Origin of the sequence: Acinetobacter sp. YH16051 (assembly GCF_013417135.1) — a bacterium.
GTDB lineage: Bacteria > Pseudomonadota > Gammaproteobacteria > Pseudomonadales > Moraxellaceae > Acinetobacter > Acinetobacter towneri.
Map to the genome: position 1 here is coordinate 1 of NZ_VPEN01000008.1, position 17,030 is coordinate 17,030.

Sequence of the window (17,030 nt, forward strand, 5' to 3'; positions counted from 1 at the left end):
TACATTAGCCAACCATTGAAAGAAACACTTAAAGAGCAAGGCATTGATTTAATTACTTATCCAAGAAAAAATATGAGAGTGACCTTATTGCCATTTTCTGATGAATTTCATCTACGACAACGTAAAAAAATTGAAACATTGATAGGATTATTGAAAGAAAAATATCACTTAGTTACGAGTAAACATCGTTCGATTGCTGGTTTTTTAGCAGGCGTATTTTCTTCACTATGTGCGTATCAACTTTGCCAAAAGAATAAGCCTAAAATTCATGTGATTAAATCTTTGGCTTATCCGTAACTGGGGTTAATTTAGAAAAGCTTTTAAAAGTTTTATCCAGAAAAATCCCGTTCATTGGCGAACGGGATTTTTTTATTTTATCTTTTACTGTGGCAGAGCACAGTTGGTAATGAATTAAACCTTAACAATCAAAACAGGAACAGGAGACTGAGTCAGTACGTTTTGGGCAACGCTACCGAGCATCATCTTTTTCACTCCAGTACGGCCATGCGAACCCATAATAATCAGGTCAGCACCAATTTCATTGGCAATTTGTACAATCCCTTCAGAGGCTGCAACACCGCGGATAATTTTGGTATCTACCGAAATACCTTCACGGCTAAAGGATTGCTGAATTTCAGCCAAACGATTTTGTGCATTTTGTTCAGCCTGCATGAAATAATCGGTAATTGCTGGTGCAACTTTGTAGAAGTCCACGCCTACAAAAGGATCAACTGCAATTACACTCATAATAGTAACAGGGCAATTTAGATCTTTTGCCAATGAAAGTGCTTGTTCGGCTGCAGCATAAGACATAGGTGACTCATCTACTGGAACAAGTAAGTGTTTATAAGTGGTCATGGCAAATCCTTATTAAAAATTTATGATGAAAATATGGCTTAAAATAGTGATTAAGCTTTAACTACAAGCACAGGTAATTCTGTATGACGTAATACGTCTGTGGCAAAGCTACCCAATAATAATTTTTGGAAACCTTTACGACCATGTGAACCCATCACAATCACATCGGCATTTAAGTCTTTCGCAGTTTTGATTACACCTTCAGCAGATACCAAACCCTCAACCACGCGAGTTTCTGCATTTACACCCACTGCTTTCGCAATTTCATCTGCTTCTTTTAATGCCTTTTGTGCATTGGCTGTCGCTTGCACAAAGTATTCTTTCATAATGGCAGATGAATAATTATAGTAAAAGTCAGAATCAGTAAATGGGTCTTCCGCAACAAGGCTAATTAAGGTGAGTTTACTGTTAAATACTTTGGCAATTTCAGCTGCATGTTTGACCGCTGAAAAAGAAATTTGTGAACCATCTACAGGGACTAAAATATTTTGGTACGACATGCGGGTAACTCCAGAAATTATGATTATGTGCCTTACACTTTATTGATAGCATATAGTCTATACAGGTTCAATTTAAAATCTGAAAAAAGATTGATAATTCATTTAATTACCCGCCAAATTTGCTGAAAGAAAAGATAAGCTGAAGATGATGAATTTACTCAACTCAACGGCAAGGCTATACGATAAAATAAGCTGCTAAATTTGCAAAAATAAATAGACCTTCATAATTTAATTTTAAATTACTTGGGTTTGAATTGGGCGTATGAATCTTGAGGGAAATGTGGTTTGAAAATAATTTGGATGTTGCTGTGTTTTATGTTGTTAAGTGCTTGTCAAACCACGCAGCAGAACAATCGAATCATTGCTAGTGCATTTAATCTCACCACAGGCTTGCAGCAGAAAATCATGGATCGCTATGCACCCAAAAATATACAAGTGCAACATGATATTGTGTATGCAACGCAGCCTAATTTGAGTTTTGACTTGTATCAAAACAGTCAATTGCAAGATTTAGCCGCACGCCCGACAATTGTCTGGATTCATGGTGGTGGCTGGATTGCGGGCTCAAAAGCACATGCACGTGGCTATTTTAAATTATTAGCCGCGCAGGGCTTTAATGTAATTGCAGTACAATATCAATTCGCCCCGCATGCAACTTATCCTACTCAGTTGCAACAAATTGATCAGGCTTTAAATTACATCACGCAACATGCAGAAAAGTATCAGCTTAATCCACAACAATTATATTTGGCAGGTGATTCTGCAGGGGCGAATTTAGCTAGCCATTATGCCGCATTATTGAGTAATCCTGCATTTGCACAGCAGTCTAATTTACAACCGACTATTCAGCACAAACAACTTAAAGGGCTGATTTTGCACTGCGGGATTTATGATCTAAAAGCGTTTGTTGAAACTGCGCCAGATGAAATGAATATCGTAGAGTGGGGTGTTTATAATTTGGTGCAGGCTTACACGGGAGATCGGAAACAGGACAGTGAATTTCTGAAGAATATTTCGCCTATTCAACATTTAACGGCAAACTATCCTGCGGTATTTATCAGTGGTGGTAACAAAGACTTTTTAACAGAAACTCAATCTATGCCGATGCTGCATGCTTTACAGCAACAGCAGATTCCTGTGACGACAGCATTTTATCCAGATACAAAAGCATGGTTAATTCACGAATATCAATTTTTTATGCACCAAAAAGAAAGCCAGCAAACTTTTGCTAAAACAGTAGAATTTATCCGAAGCACAGCAGACCCTAATGTATCGCGCATACAATAAATCAATACGATGCTTCAGAAAAAGTGTTTTTTAACTGCTTAAGTTATTTAGCTTTTGCTTTGTTTAAACTTTAAAATTGCCAAAACCACACAACCAAAAATCAGTCCCCAAAATGCAGAACCAATACCAAAAAACTGCACCCCAGAAGCACTAAATAAAAAGGTCAATAAAGCGGCTTCACGCTCTGCAACGTGCTGAAAGGCGAGGGCGATGTTGTGTCCAATAGTGCCAAGCAGTGCAATTCCTGCCAAAGCAGTAATAAAAACAGCTGGGAATGACATCAACAAACTGGTGAGCGTTGCAGCAAAGATCCCCATCAAGATATAAAACAAACCGCAGCTAATTCCCGCAATATAGCGCTTACTGGCATCGGGATGCGATTGATCATCTAAGCTAATCGCAGCACTGATGGATGCGATATTGACACTAAAACATCCAAATGGTGCAAAAATAGCTTGTGCTGTGCCTGTCCAACCAATTAAGTGACGTACATTTGGGTTAAAACCATAGCTTTTGATCATGGCAAGACCAGGTAAATATTGCGATGCCATATTAATGACAAACAAAGGCAGGGCTAAACCTAAAATAGCAGACCAACTTAATTCAGGTTGCATCCAAACTGGTTGTGCAATACTCCATTGCACACTCGGCATTTGAAATTGCAAGAAGATTGGGCATAGTGCGACCCCAATCAATACAGTTAAAACAATGCTATAACGCGGGCTAAATCGTTTTGCCAATACATAGGCTGCCAATAAAGACAAAATAAATGCCCATGCTTCTTGCAGACTGGTAAATAGGGCAATCCCAAATTTAAGCAGCACACCTGCCAACATGGCGCTGGTTAAACTCTGTGGAATATAAGTCAGTACCTTTTCAAAAATACCTAAAAAGCCAAGCACTGCTGTGAGTACGCCACAAAATAAAAATGCGCCAATTGCTTCGTGTAAGCTATAACCGCTGCCCGTGGCGATAATCAGTGCCAAGCCTGCGGTAGACCATGAGGTCGCCACAGGATATTTAAATTTCCAAGATAAAATCAGCCCGCTTAGACCAATACCTAAACCCAACGCGCAAAACCAAGAGCTGATTTGCTCAGCACTTGCGCCTAAAATTTGTGCTGCCTGAATGACTAAAACCGCGGAAACACTAATACCGACCAAGAAGGTAATAAAACCTGCAAATACTGCAGGCACAGAGAAGTCATTTAAAAGTTTTTGCATGCTTTCTTAGACATACTTTCTATAATTTATGAACAGATCATACACATTTGAACAAATAGTCAAAAGTGTTTTTTATACTTTTTTTATAGCGTTGAGCTTGCCAGTCTAAAGCCAAAACCGCAGAACAAAATACCAATGCTTGCAACGCAAATGGCTGCAATTTTATAGCGTTGATTGAAATAACTGGCTAATTTGACTCCTGAAAAAATCAAGATAGATAAATAACCCATGCTAATGATTTGTAGGACGATGGCTAAAACAGCAAAGCTCAGCATCGGGTAGGTGTAATCAGGATTGACGAATTGCACAAAAAAAGACAAATAAAACAAAATTGCTTTTGGGTTAATAACGCTAATCATTAAAGCAGTTCGGTAGGGATGAACCCGTTCAGTTGTATTGCTCGTTGCTGTTGTAGAAAGATTGGCGTGCGAAGTTCTGGTTTGTGGAAACCATGTTTTATAGGCTGCAATCAGTAGTTTAATACCTAAATAGCCTAAGTAGAGCGCACCAACTACTTTTAATAAGGTGAATAGCCATGGAAAAGCATGCAATAATGAGGCTGCCCCTAAAATGGTGCACACAATTAAAATCAGATCACCCGTAAATACACCGAAAGCAGCTGCATAGCCTGTGCGTATCCCAAAGCGTGAAGCCACTGACATGACATAGAGTGAGTTTGGGCCAGGCAAGAGCACAATTAAGGTTGTGCCAATTATAAAAGTGCTGAGGTCACTAATACCAAACACGCAAACTCACCTAAATAAAAACCGATGTTGCAGTATAACAACATCGGTTTTGTGGCTTAGTAAAAATTTTGGAATTTTACTGGGATAGGTTAAAGCTTAAGCTTTAATCTCTGCATCTAAGCCGAAAGACTGGCGTAATAGGGTGGCAAGTTGCTCACGCGCTTTAATAAAGCCATCAATGCCGCCTTGTAACAATTGGAACGCCATCAAATCTGCTTCAAGTTGCGCTTTGAATTGTTCCTTTTCAATTGCTGCCAGTGGTTCAGCTTGAACTTGAATGCCATTGGTCGATAACGCTGCAGCGACTTCTCGTTCATCAGCTTCAAGTTCTGCCAATAAATTTGGTGCAACGGTCAATAAATCACAACCAGCTAAAGCCAAAACCTGATCAATACTACGGAAACTCGCGCCCATAATTTCAGTTTGTACTTGATGCTGTTTATAGAATTGATAAATTTTCTTCACCGAAAGTACACCCGGATCTTTTTCAATAGGGTAGTACATGACATTTTCAGCTTTTTTATACCAATCTAAAATACGACCCACAAATGGTGAAATCAACGTCACTTTGGCATCTGCACAAGCATGTGCCTGATGTAAACCAAACAATAAGGTTAAATTGGTGTGAATGCCTTCGGCTTCCAACACTTTCGCCGCTTGAATGCCTTCCCATGTCGATGCAATCTTAATCAAAATGCGGTCTGAATGAACACCATAAGCTTGGTACAGTGCTAAAAGTTCTTTGGCTTTGGCAATGGTTGCATCAGTGTCATAAGACAAAGAAGCATCTACCTCAGTCGAAACACGACCTTCAATCAGCTTTAAAATTTCTACACCAAATTTGACCGTTAAAATATCAATGCTGCGCTCAACCAATAGATCATTTGTATAACCTTCAGCTTTGGCTTGCTCAAATGCAGCTTCAATCAACGCTTTATTTTCAGGTTGATTGGCAGCCGCCGTAATGAGTGATGGGTTGGTGGTCGCATCCAAAGGACGAAACTTTTCAATCGCAGCCAAGTCACTACTATCTGCAACAATGGTGGTTAAGTTTTTTAATTGATTTAAGGCTGTCTGTGTCATTCGAGATCTAGTTCTTAGGTTATTGCTTATACATTCAGTTATATCACAAACAGCTTTTAACCCAAGTACCAAGTAAGAGGGTTTGTGGATTATTTACCAGTTTTTCTCAGATTTCGGACGTGATTAATCAAAAAATGAGCAGCAGCGCCCAATTGATGTTCTCGGCTCCAGACCAAATCGACAAAATATTCAAATTTTGGGGTGAAATCTAGCAGCTGTAAAATTTTTAATTCGTGTTGTAGTTCAGGATGTTCATTCAGCATTTCCAAGGGCAAGACACCCCAGCCTAAACCCTGCTTAATCATACTGCAGGCAGAATGATGATTATCGGTACGCCAATAGTGCTTAGAAAATAACAACTCGGGTTTAATCTGCCGATCACGGCTCGCCACTACAATTTGCCGATTTTGTAAAATCTGTTCAAAACTGACTTGATCAGATTCAGCCAGCGGTGAATGTCGGGCAGCGACAGGCACTAAAATTTCACGTTTTAATTCCACAAATTGTTCACTGCTTTGTAATTGTTCGCGTTCAAACATAAAGGCCAAGTCCGCTGCTTGAGTCATGAGTAAATGCAGTGCATCTTCTTGTGGCGCAGAGAAAATATTGATCTGCAATTCAGGAAATTGCTGTTCTAGTAACACAATATAATCTGTCCAGCGAGTGTGTAGTAATTCAGACACCACCACAATATTTAAGTGTGCTTCCAGCCCAGAACTGAGCGCAAAAGCATGTTGTTTCCATTGCTTCATTTCTATGAGCAGTTGTTTGCTTTTTTCGTAAAGACTCTGCGCTTGTGGGGTAGGCAAAGGTTCACGCCCAATCCGTTCAAACAGTTTTAGGTCTAAATCAATTTCTAAATTAGCAATGGACATACTAATTGCCGAAGGCACCTTGCCCAATTGGCGTGCAGCTGCAGAAAAAGAACCCGTTTCCATGACGGTGATAAAAATAATCAGCTGATCTTGATTGATATTCATGACAGAGGTTGGCTTTTATCTTTCAATATTATTGATGGATTCTAACTCGATTGGTCAATTAAATGAAAATAAAATAAGTGGGGAAGGATAAGTATTTGAGTAAGCAGATGTTGATTTCCAAAAGAAGATGGGTACATGCCCTGAGTTATGAAGTGATTTTATTGGTCATCATTGCTTTGGCATTAAGTTATGTGTTTGAAATGCCAATGCAAGTGACAGGTGGTCTAGGCATTGCGATGGCGGTGACATCGGTGCTGTGGAATATGTTGTTTAATCACTATTTTGAAAAGTTTGAAGCGCAACACCAGCTACACAGAACTTTTAAAATACGCGTTTTACACGCAATTGGTTTTGAAGGTGGCTTAATGCTCGCCACTATTCCCATGGTGGCGTATGCACTAGAAATATCCATGCTGCAGGCAATTTTGATTGATTTATTGATGACGCTCAGTATTTTGCTCTATACCTTTATTTTTCAATATTGTTATGACCATATCGAAGCGAAATTGGGTTATGCTCCGCAACATTCAGTCAGATAAAACGCTAGTGGCTAATTAAAAGTGAGCTGCTATAAATTAAGCGCTATAAAAAAGCCACCTGAGCGAATCAAGTGGCTTTTATTGCTATCTAAATTGGAACTAGGCAGAATTATTTTTCAATAATGGCTGTTACACCTTGACCGCCTGCTGCACAGATTGACACCAATACGCGACCTGAACCTTTTTGATTCAGAAGTTTCGCCGCAGTGGCAATAATACGTCCGCCTGTTGCTGCAAATGGGTGACCTGCTGCCAAAGATGAACCTTTAACGTTTAATTTGCTACGATCAATTGATCCTAAAGGTGCATCTAAACCTAAACGCTCTTTACAGAAGTTTGGATCTTCCCATGCTTTTAAGGTCGACAAGACTTGAGATGCAAACGCTTCGTGAATTTCGTAATAATCGAAGTCTTGTAATGTTAAACCAGCACGTTCAAGCATACGTGGAACAGCGTACGCAGGTGCCATCAACAAACCTTCTTTTTTGCCTACAAAATCAACTGCTGCAGTTTCTTGGAAAGTCAAATATGCCAAGACTTCGTGACCATTGGCTTTTGCCCATTCTTCAGAGGCAAGTAATATGCAAGATGCACCATCGGTTAGTGGAGTCGAGTTACCCGCCGTCATAGTGCGCGCGTCGCCTTTACCAAAAGCAGGTTTTAACTTCGCTAGTTTTTCTACAGTAGAATCTGCACGTAAGTTATTGTCACGTTCTAAACCTAAGAATGGCGTGATGAGATCATCAAAGAAACCTTCGTCATAGGCAGCTGCCATTTTTTGGTGAGATGAAGCTGCTAACTCATCCTGCGCTTCACGAGAGATGCCCCATTCCAACGTAGTAATGGCTTGGTGGTCGCCCATTGATAAACCTGTGCGTGGTTCACCGTTACGTGGCGCATCCATTAAATCTTTAATGTTGATTTTGGTTAATGCTTTTAAGCGGTCTTTACCTGTTTTTGCAATGTTCAATTCAAGCAATGCTTTACGCAAACCATCGCCAAATGCGATTGGCGCGTCAGAAGTCGTATCTACACCGCCTGCAACACCAACCTCGATTTGACCCAGTGCAATTTTATTCGCAACTAAAAAAGCAGCCTGCAAGCCAGTACCACATGCTTGTTGTATATCGTAAGCAGGTGTTTCAGGAGCAAGGGCAGTATTGAGTACGCACTCACGAGTCATGTTAAAGTCACGGCTGTGTTTGAGCACTGCACCTGCAACAACTTCACCCAAACGCTGACCTTGTAAATTGAAGCGTTCAACCAAGCCATTTAATGCTGCTGTAAACATATCTGTATTAGATGCAGTAAAGTAAGCGCCATTAGAACGTGCGAATGGAATACGGTTACCACCGATAATAGCAACGCGGCGAACAGTGTTTTGGCTCATAATTTTATCCTGTTGAACAGAGGTATTGGTATTAGATGGTGCTTTTGTTTGCGTTGAAGCAGTTGTTTTAGCACGGCTAGTCGTGCGGGTACGTGTAGTTTTTGTCGTACTCGTGTTGGAACGGGTTGCAGTGTTGCTACTTTTGCTTGTACGTTTAGCAGTTGATGTATTTGACACAGAATCCGTTGCAGAATTTTCCACTGCTGGATTTTCTTGAGTTGTTTTGCTCATAAGGCTTTTCCAAGCATGTTAAGGGTCTACTTGATGCGTACATTAGCACAATAGTATGACAGCTGAATTGACTACAATGACATTGCAGAATGCATTCAGGTCAAGACATCTGATAATTAACTCAAGTATGATTTAGCACAAACGGGTAACGCTATTGAAATGTGGGCATTTGGCATCATATTGATGTTAAAAGATATCGTGTAATCCATCAAAAAATGAATTTATGAGAGATAATAATCATGACTGATCAATACCAAACATTTGCAAAATCTCCTATTGGTAAATTTGTCATTAAAAATTTGGGTTTACCATCCCCAACTTTTTTAGAGCGTTTCGAGTCTGCAACACCAGTGGTAAAAGGTGCAGTACTTTTAGGTGCAGCCCCTGCAAGTGATTTATCTGCTGAAATTGCACAGGTTTTAGCCAATGTACATGCCAATAGTTATGCAGGCAACAATGCAGAATTGCAACAAGCTGCGGCAAAAGTAGGTTTAAATTTAGGTGCGTTCAATTCGGGCGATAAAGAATCTAAATTTAAAGTGGTGGTGTTTGATGCTTCAGGTATTGAAAACTCAGAACAATTAAAAGCGCTTTATGATTTCTTTAACCCAATCGCACGTCAAATTCAGGCTTCTGGTCGCGTGGTGGTGATTGGTACTACACCAGAAACTGCAGGCAGTGTAAAAAAAGCCATTGCACAACGCGCTTTGGAAGGTTTTGTAAAATCGGTAGGCAAAGAATTTAAAAAAGGCATTGCGGCTAACTTAATTTATGTCGATCAAGGTGCTGCAGCAAACTTAGAATCTACGTTACGTTTTGCCATTTCACCACGTTCAGCTTATGTGTCAGGTCAGGTGATTCGTGTGTCGAGTGCTGCAACTGTAGAGGTAGATTGGGCAAAACCATTGGCAGGTAAAACTGCTGTAGTGACAGGTGCAAGCCGTGGTATTGGTGAAGCGATTGCGCATGTGTTGGCACGTGATGGTGCACACGTTATTTGCCTAGACGTTCCACAACAACAAGCAGATTTAGACCGTGTTGCCGCTGAAATCGGTGGTTCAACACTAGCAATTGACATTACTGCTGCAGATGCAGGCGAGCAAATTAAAACAGCTGCCGCTGCGCAAGGTGGTTTGGATATTATTGTGCATAATGCGGGGATTACCCGTGACAAAACTTTGGCAAATATGAAACCAGAGCTTTGGGATTTAGTCATTAACATCAACTTGTCTGCAATTGAGCGTGTGAACGATTACTTATTGGCAAATGATGGTTTAAATGCCAATGGTCGTATCGTTTGCGTATCTTCAATTTCAGGTATTGCAGGCAACTTGGGTCAAACCAACTATGCAGCATCTAAAGCTGGCGTGATTGGTGTCGTGAAATTTACCGCACCTGTTTTAAACAACGGTATCACCATTAATGCGGTTGCACCGGGCTTTATTGAAACGCAAATGACTGCTGCAATTCCTTTTGCCATTCGTGAAGCAGGTCGTCGTATGAACTCTATGAGTCAGGGTGGTTTACCTGTAGACGTTGCAGAAACCATTGCTTACTTTGCTTCATCGGCATCGACAGGTATTAATGGTAACGTGGTACGTGTTTGTGGTCAAAGCTTGTTAGGGGCTTAACCCATTAAAGTCCTCTCCCTTAGGGAGAGGATTTAGGAGAGGGAGATAAGGGGATAGATTATTAACCCTTCTCTCTAGCTTTCTCCCAGCGGGAGAAAGAACTCCATTAAATAAATTAGAAAAACTTCTCAAAGGTTCAGTATGAATACTCGCCATTTTAGTCAACTTCCAAAACCCTATTTAGCCTATCCAAAAGTGATTCAGGGCTTAATTTTTAAAAAGCCAAAAGGTGAAAAAGTGCTGCCGCAAGTTGAATATGTGGTGGATTCATTCAAGGTCGATCAAAAGCACTTAAAAGCCTATAATGCAGTGACAGGTTTTAAAAATAACGGCTATATTCCTGCAATTTATTTGGCTGTATTGTCACAAAGTCTGCAAATGCACATGATGACCCAAGAAGCATTTCCATTTGCAATTTTGGGCTTGGTGCATATTCGCAACCAAGTCAAACAAAGCCGTAAAGTTGGATTGAATGAACAACTGACCTTGTCGTGTAAATTTGGTGAATTGCAACCACATGATAAAGGCGTACAGTTTGATTTTATTACCACCGTTAAAGTAGGCAATGAGGTGGTGATGGAAGGTTTGACCACGTATTTAGCACGTCAAAAAACCACCACTAAAGCTGCTGCAAAGCCTGCAGAAAGCAAAGCGCTAAACTATGCCGTTCAAGCTGAATGGGATATTTCTGAAAATACAGGTCGCCGTTATGCTTTAACGTCTGGCGATTTTAACTTAATTCATATCCACGCGATTACTGCAAAAGCATTTGGCTTTAAACAAGCGATTGCGCACGGCATGTGGAGCAAAGCCAAAGCCTTATCGAGTTTGACTTTGCCAGATGCTTATGAAGTCGATGTGTGGTTTAAGTTACCTATGTATTTGCCATCTAAAGTTGAGTTTTTAACTGCAACGGACGCTAAAAATACAGATTTTTTAATTCGTAACAGTAAAAACCAAAAACCGCACGTGACAGGTGTTGTCACCGCGCTTTAATTCAGTGATCGAAAGCCTAAATCCTTTGGATTTAGGCTTTTTATTTGCGCTAGCTTTTTATTAATAATAAAAACGAGATAGACAGGACGATGCAACATTTAAAGGATTATATTTTTGCTGAAACTGAAAATTATCGTGGATGGGTTGCGCCTGAATTTCATGATTTAGCGATGCAATTTAGCCGTTTGCAAAATGCACGTAGCCAACAGGGCGGGGCTGCTTTAGCGGTGTACTTTCAAGGTCAGAAAGTCGTCGATATTTACACAGGCAAAAAGTCGCCAGATGAAGACTGGCAAGCCGATACGTTATCGGTATGTTATTCCACAGGCAAAGGTGTATTAGCGACACTGGCACATATTTTGGTCAGTCAAGGACTGGTCGATTACGATACTCCCATTTATATATACTGGCCTGAATTCGCCCAAAATGGCAAAGCATTGATGACCTTAAGGCATGTGCTGAGTCATCAAAGTGGTTTATATGACATCCGTAATATCATTGCCGATGCGACTGAAATGGCAGATTGGTCGCACATGCTGGATGTGTTGGCTCAAGCCAAGCCACGTTTTGATGTAGCAAGTGAGGCAGCGTATCAACCTTTAACTTTTGGCTGGCTGGTCGGTGGGATTTTAGAAAAAGCTACAGGTCAAACATTGGCTGAATTGATGCAGCAATACTTGGTTGAATCTTTGGCTTTGGATGGGGCGTATTTTGGTGTGCCTGCGTCTGAGCTTTCCCGTGTCGCACGACCATTTAAAACTGCTGTGACATCAGCGCAAACAGATGCATCATCTACAAATAAACAGACAGCTAAAGTTAAAAACCAAGCTAAATCGAGCAAACGTCCTGTATCAATATTCGATAAAGTCATTGCATGGAGTGGGCAAAATCCGCAAGACTTTCAGGATGGCATGATTCCCAAAGGCATGAAAAATTTTAGTTTTTTTAGCGATGCAGGTTTACAAGCCGTGATTCCTGCTGCCAATGGTGTATTTACTGCCCAAAGTTTGGCACGTATTTATGCCATGTTGGCGCAGGGTGGATCATGGCAAGGTCAGCAATTGATTCAGCCTGAAGTTTTTCAGCAATTGAGCCAAGTACAATATGTACAGCGTGATCGGGTCATGCCTATCCCGATGCATTGGCGATTAGGCTATCACCGTGTATTAAGTTTGGGTAAGCGCTCTCACGGTTTTGGACACATGGGTTTTAATGGTTCAGGCGCGTGGTGTGATCCTGACCGTCAACTCAGTTTTGCCTATACCCATAATTTTGCTGCAGGTTCTTTAATTGGTGATTATCGACTTTGGGGACTGAGTCAGGAAGCCATTCGCTGTGCAGATCGGCAATTGCAAGGGCGTAAAGGCTGGTTTTAGGCGTGATTGTACGTTCACTCTTTGCCAAAAAAACAGTATGCTTAGACCTGTAAAAAGGAGCATTCATGTATCAGGTACTTGCGCGTAAATATCGTCCTCGTAATTTTAATGAATTGGTGGGACAAAACCATGTATCACGGGCATTGACCAGTGCTTTGGAACGTGGGCGTTTGCACCATGCTTATCTTTTTACGGGAACACGTGGTGTAGGTAAAACTACCATTGCGCGTATTTTGGCCAAATGCCTGAACTGTGAAACAGGCGTGACATCTACCCCATGTGAAGTGTGTCCGACCTGTACTGCGGTCAATGAAGGTCGTTTTATTGATTTAATCGAAATTGATGCGGCGTCACGTACTAAGGTTGAAGACACACGTGAGTTGCTCGATAACGTACCTTATGCACCGACTCAGGGACGTTTTAAGGTTTATCTGATTGACGAAGTGCACATGCTGTCTACGCATTCGTTCAATGCTTTGCTAAAAACTTTGGAAGAACCGCCTGAGCATGTGAAGTTTCTGTTTGCGACCACAGACCCACAAAAACTCCCTATTACTGTGATTTCGCGCTGTTTGCAATTTACTTTGCGTCCATTGCAGGTCGATGAAATTACCAGTCATTTAACGGATATTTTAGCCAAAGAACAGATTGTTGCAGAGCAAGATGCAATTTGGCAGATTGCTGAATCTGCGCAAGGTTCTTTGCGTGATGCGATGTCTTTGACAGACCAAGCCATTGCTTATGGTCAGGGTGAAATTCATCATCAAGATGTCAAAGACATGCTGGGCTTGATTGATCGCACCATTATCTATGATTTGATTTTAGCGATTCATCAAAACCAACAGCAGCGTGTGAGTCAGTTGTTATTACAATTTAGACAGCAAGCTTTAGATGTGTCTTTGGTGTTGGATCAGTTAATTTCGACACTGCATGAATTGGCAATCATGCAATATCTGCCAGATTTAAACCTAAAATACAGTGCTGAAATTAATCAAAAAATTCAGCAGCTTGCGGGTCTGATCTCTGCACAAGATTTACAGTTGTATTATCAAATTGCTTGTAAAGGACGCGCCGATTTACAAATTGCCGTAACCCAAGAACAAGGCTTTGAAATGTGTGTACTGCGTTTACTGGCATTTCGACCTTTGCAAGCCAATGAAGTGTTGGTTGCTGCGCCACAAAATACTGCACAAACAGCGGCTTCCCAGCCAGTTGCTCAAATGGAGCAAACTCCACAAGCTGTGGCAACTCAAAATACAGCACAAGCGGAACAGCATGTAACTGAATTAGATGCGGTTGCAACACCTGATCTTGATGGATTTGACTATGAGGATGACGATTATTCAGATCACACCACGACACAAACCAGTGTTGCAGAACCTTCTTCAGATGATTTTTTAGATGAGGATGAGCCTGAAGCTTTAACACATCAAGATCAACAGTCGATTCAAGCGCAACAACCGACTCCGCAAGCGCTACACTCAACAGCTGCGATTTCACCAGAATCTATGTCAGAACCTGCAGTGAATGAAGAAACTGCAATACAGGCTGAGGATAAGCAATCTGAATCTATCGTGTTTGATCCAAATGCAGATGCACAATTGTTTGGTTTAGATGAAGATGCCTCATCGGTAAGCACTACATCTGATGTGCAAAGTCATGATGATTTTTTACTGGAAAGTTTTGATGCCGTTGCACCGTTAGGTGATCTTGCTGCATCAGCCGAAACATCGCTAGTTTCATCTACACTACAATCGAATAATGCTTCACCGTCAATTACACAAAATGTAAGTAATGCAGAAACCGCTTTATTTGATTTAGCAGCGACTGAAGTCGAACCGAATGTTGCCAGTGCGACAGCACAACCGCAGCAAACCATAGCATCTAATGCCGATGATCAATTAATGCCGCAGGATATTCTGCGTTTACAGCCGCAAGTTTTAGAAGGTGAGTGGACTTTAGACAAGTGGGAATATTGGTTTAGACACAGCGAGTTGTCACCTGCCGTGCAAGAATTGGCGCAGCATGGCGTAATGACGGGGCAGATTAATGCTGAATCGGTTTTTCATATTCCTGAGCAATATCAGCAGTTATTGACTCAACTGCAACATGCTTTAGAAAGTGCTTTAAAAGAACAGTGGAGTAAAACTCTGTTTAAAGTGCAATATGAAAATGTGGATGACACGACACCGTACATTTTGCAGCAACAGCGCAAACAACGCGCTTATCAACGGGCTGAAAATTTATTGCATCAAGAACCGATTGTGAAAGATATTTTGCAAAACTTTGATGGCGAATTACATAACATTCAGTTGAAATAACCTGTTGTTAGCTTTTGTTTGCAGAATTTTAAGGCTGGGTCAAACCAGCCTTATTTTTTGCTAAGCGCAAGCTGAATCTGTGCTTTTATATGGCTGTAATGCTTCGCGGATGGAGTCAGGAATCGGGCAGTTTTGGCGTGTAATTCGATCTACAAATACATGCACCACTTGTCCTTGTGCAGCGGCAAGATTTTGATTGTTTTTAAAAATTGCCAAATCATAAATTAAGGATGAGTTTCCAATTTTTTGAATAGCAACACCTACTTCAATCATTTCAGGATAGGACAATTCCTGCAAAAAATGACAGGTGGAATTGACCACTAAACCAATACAGGGTGATCGTTTGGGTTCAAAGCCTGCTTTTTGCATCAGTAGGGCATTGGCTGCGCTGTCAAAATAGCTGTAATAAGTGACATTATTGACATGTCCATACATATCGTTGTCTGCCCAGCGAGTTTGGATGGGAAAGAAAAAAGCGTATTGCTCACGGGTTTTGGTGTCAGGTTTCACAAGTTTACCTATATTTTTATCAATGTGGTGTCATGCTTTAATGGGTGGAAATCATCCCAAATAAATCTATAAAGTTAAATACAGAACGTTAAGCGTAAATGTTAGGCATAAATGGCTTGGTAAATTTGTAAAGCATCCTGCATTTGCATTGCTCTCGGGTTGTTTTGTAATAAACGACTTTGCTGCATCGCATCTTCTGCCAATTGTGGCAGTATGTTTTCTGCAATGCCTAATGCATTGAGTTTTAACAACAAACCACTTTGATCTAAATGATTTTGTAAATGATCAATAAATAAATCACATAATCCATCTGTGCAGCCTTTGCTACGAGGGTCTAACCAACACATTAGTTCTGCATAGTATTGTTTTGCAGCAGGCGCATTAAACTTTAAAACTTCAGTCAGTACCAATGCATTGCTATGACCATGTGAAATATGGAAATGCCCGCCTAAAGGATAGGCAAGTGCATGCACCGCAGCCACAGGAGCATTGGCAAAGGCTTGTCCTGCCAGCATTGAACCAAACAGCATATTTTGCCGTGCTTGCATATTGCTGCCATCTTCAAGCACTAATTTTAAGTTTTGATCAAGTAAACGCAGCGCATGTTTTGCCAGAAAATCTGAATACGCATTTTTTTTGATTTTAGAAGTATAGGCTTCAATGGCATGTACCATCGCATCTATACCTGTGGCTGCGGTAATCTGTGCAGGTAGATGACGGGTAAAATTGGCATCTAAAATGGCAACATCGGCATATAAAATAGGAGAAACAATGCCTGTTTTACTGGTTGCACCTGTGGTGACAATGGAAATAGGTGTGACTTCTGAACCTGTACCTGCCGTTGTGGGAACTAAAATGAGTGGTAAACGTGGTGCTTTCGCATTGCCAACACCGTACAAGTCCGACAGTTGTTGAGTTTGTTCGGAATGACTCAGCACGGCAATAATTTTGGCGACATCCATCGCACTACCCCCACCAAAACCTAATACAACATCAATATTTTGCTGTTTGGCAAAATCAACTGCTTCTAACACAATCTGTTCTGCGGGGTCGGCTTGCACATTCGAGTAAATGGCATAGTCCAGTTGCAGTTGCTTTAAAATTTCTAAAATAGGTTGATGTAATTGTTGTTGTAAAATGCCAGCATCGGTGACCAATAACAAACGCTTATAATTTTTTTCGGTTAAAACCGTTTTTAGTTCAGAAATTGAACCCAATCCAGAAATAATGTTGCCAACTGTTTGAAATTGAAAATGCTGCATCGTCTTTATTCCTAATTTTTATACTTAATTCAACATTATTGTAGGGTCACGATATAGGATTCATATCATAAATAACTTAACATAAGACTCTTAAAAA

16 protein-coding genes are annotated in these 17,030 nt (G+C 40.7%); 7 read left to right on the top strand and 9 right to left on the bottom strand.

Annotated elements, in window-relative coordinates:
- Positions 1–297: transposase (locus FTV41_RS08270; RefSeq protein ID WP_306670442.1), on the top strand; the 297-nt coding region annotated here is incomplete at its 5' end.
- Between the two features lie 114 nt (positions 298–411).
- Here FTV41_RS08270 and FTV41_RS08275 read toward each other — a convergent pair.
- Together FTV41_RS08275 and FTV41_RS08280 are read right to left on the bottom strand one after the other, a co-directional pair.
- Entirely contained in the window at positions 412–858 is a 447-nt protein-coding gene (locus tag FTV41_RS08275) for a universal stress protein (RefSeq protein ID WP_004973247.1), read from the bottom strand.
- A gap of 50 nt (positions 859–908) precedes the next feature.
- Positions 909–1,358, bottom strand: coding sequence for a universal stress protein (locus FTV41_RS08280; RefSeq protein ID WP_004973248.1), 450 nt, complete (start codon positions 1,356–1,358; stop codon positions 909–911).
- A 315-nt stretch (positions 1,359–1,673) separates the two neighbouring features.
- Here FTV41_RS08280 and FTV41_RS08285 point away from each other — a divergent pair, with 315 nt between their 5' ends.
- Positions 1,674–2,645, top strand: coding sequence for an alpha/beta hydrolase (locus tag FTV41_RS08285; RefSeq protein WP_179996419.1), 972 nt, complete (start codon positions 1,674–1,676; stop codon positions 2,643–2,645).
- A gap of 47 nt (positions 2,646–2,692) precedes the next feature.
- On the opposite strand, the gene FTV41_RS08290 is transcribed toward FTV41_RS08285, so the two are convergent.
- The 4 genes from FTV41_RS08290 to FTV41_RS08305 form a co-directional block, all read right to left on the bottom strand.
- A complete protein-coding gene (locus FTV41_RS08290; RefSeq protein ID WP_154320696.1) occupies positions 2,693–3,868 on the bottom strand; it encodes a benzoate/H(+) symporter BenE family transporter in 1,176 nt (391 codons plus the stop codon).
- Between the two features lie 83 nt (positions 3,869–3,951).
- On the bottom strand, positions 3,952–4,614 hold the full coding sequence (gene leuE, locus FTV41_RS08295) for a leucine efflux protein LeuE (protein ID WP_004973255.1): 663 nt from the start codon (positions 4,612–4,614) through the stop codon (positions 3,952–3,954).
- A 96-nt stretch (positions 4,615–4,710) separates the two neighbouring features.
- Complete coding sequence (tal, locus tag FTV41_RS08300; protein WP_136144603.1) at positions 4,711–5,697, bottom strand: transaldolase; 987 nt, start codon at positions 5,695–5,697, stop codon at positions 4,711–4,713.
- Between the two features lie 89 nt (positions 5,698–5,786).
- The gene (locus tag FTV41_RS08305) at positions 5,787–6,677 is read right to left on the bottom strand and encodes a LysR family transcriptional regulator (RefSeq protein WP_004973259.1); all 891 of its coding nucleotides are present in this window, start codon (positions 6,675–6,677) and stop codon (positions 5,787–5,789) included.
- A 107-nt stretch (positions 6,678–6,784) separates the two neighbouring features.
- Here FTV41_RS08305 and aceI point away from each other — a divergent pair, with 107 nt between their 5' ends.
- Complete coding sequence (aceI, locus tag FTV41_RS08310) at positions 6,785–7,216, top strand: chlorhexidine efflux PACE transporter AceI (RefSeq protein ID WP_179996420.1); 432 nt, start codon at positions 6,785–6,787, stop codon at positions 7,214–7,216.
- A 109-nt stretch (positions 7,217–7,325) separates the two neighbouring features.
- Here the strand turns inward: aceI and FTV41_RS08315 are convergent, their stop codons facing one another.
- Complete coding sequence (locus FTV41_RS08315) at positions 7,326–8,837, bottom strand: acetyl-CoA C-acetyltransferase (protein ID WP_179996401.1); 1,512 nt, start codon at positions 8,835–8,837, stop codon at positions 7,326–7,328.
- A 239-nt stretch (positions 8,838–9,076) separates the two neighbouring features.
- On the opposite strand from FTV41_RS08315, the gene FTV41_RS08320 reads away from it, so the two are divergent.
- From FTV41_RS08320 to dnaX, 4 genes are all read left to right on the top strand, one after another.
- A complete protein-coding gene (locus FTV41_RS08320; protein ID WP_179996402.1) occupies positions 9,077–10,468 on the top strand; it encodes a 3-oxoacyl-ACP reductase in 1,392 nt (463 codons plus the stop codon).
- 141 nt (positions 10,469–10,609) lie between these two features.
- Positions 10,610–11,464 (top strand): MaoC/PaaZ C-terminal domain-containing protein, encoded by an 855-nt coding sequence (locus FTV41_RS08325; protein WP_131260931.1) that lies wholly within the window; start codon positions 10,610–10,612, stop codon positions 11,462–11,464.
- A gap of 170 nt (positions 11,465–11,634) precedes the next feature.
- The gene (locus FTV41_RS08330) at positions 11,635–12,840 is read left to right on the top strand and encodes a serine hydrolase domain-containing protein (protein ID WP_373682954.1); all 1,206 of its coding nucleotides are present in this window, start codon (positions 11,635–11,637) and stop codon (positions 12,838–12,840) included.
- Positions 12,841–12,905: 65 nt separating this feature from the next.
- Positions 12,906–15,161, top strand: coding sequence for a DNA polymerase III subunit gamma/tau (gene dnaX, locus FTV41_RS08335; protein ID WP_004973273.1), 2,256 nt, complete (start codon positions 12,906–12,908; stop codon positions 15,159–15,161).
- Positions 15,162–15,221: 60 nt separating this feature from the next.
- On the opposite strand, the gene FTV41_RS08340 is transcribed toward dnaX, so the two are convergent.
- Positions 15,222–15,671, bottom strand: coding sequence for a thioesterase family protein (locus tag FTV41_RS08340; RefSeq protein ID WP_004973275.1), 450 nt, complete (start codon positions 15,669–15,671; stop codon positions 15,222–15,224).
- A gap of 101 nt (positions 15,672–15,772) precedes the next feature.
- Positions 15,773–16,933, bottom strand: coding sequence for an iron-containing alcohol dehydrogenase (locus FTV41_RS08345; RefSeq protein WP_179988631.1), 1,161 nt, complete (start codon positions 16,931–16,933; stop codon positions 15,773–15,775).
- Positions 16,934–17,030 lie beyond the last annotated feature (97 nt).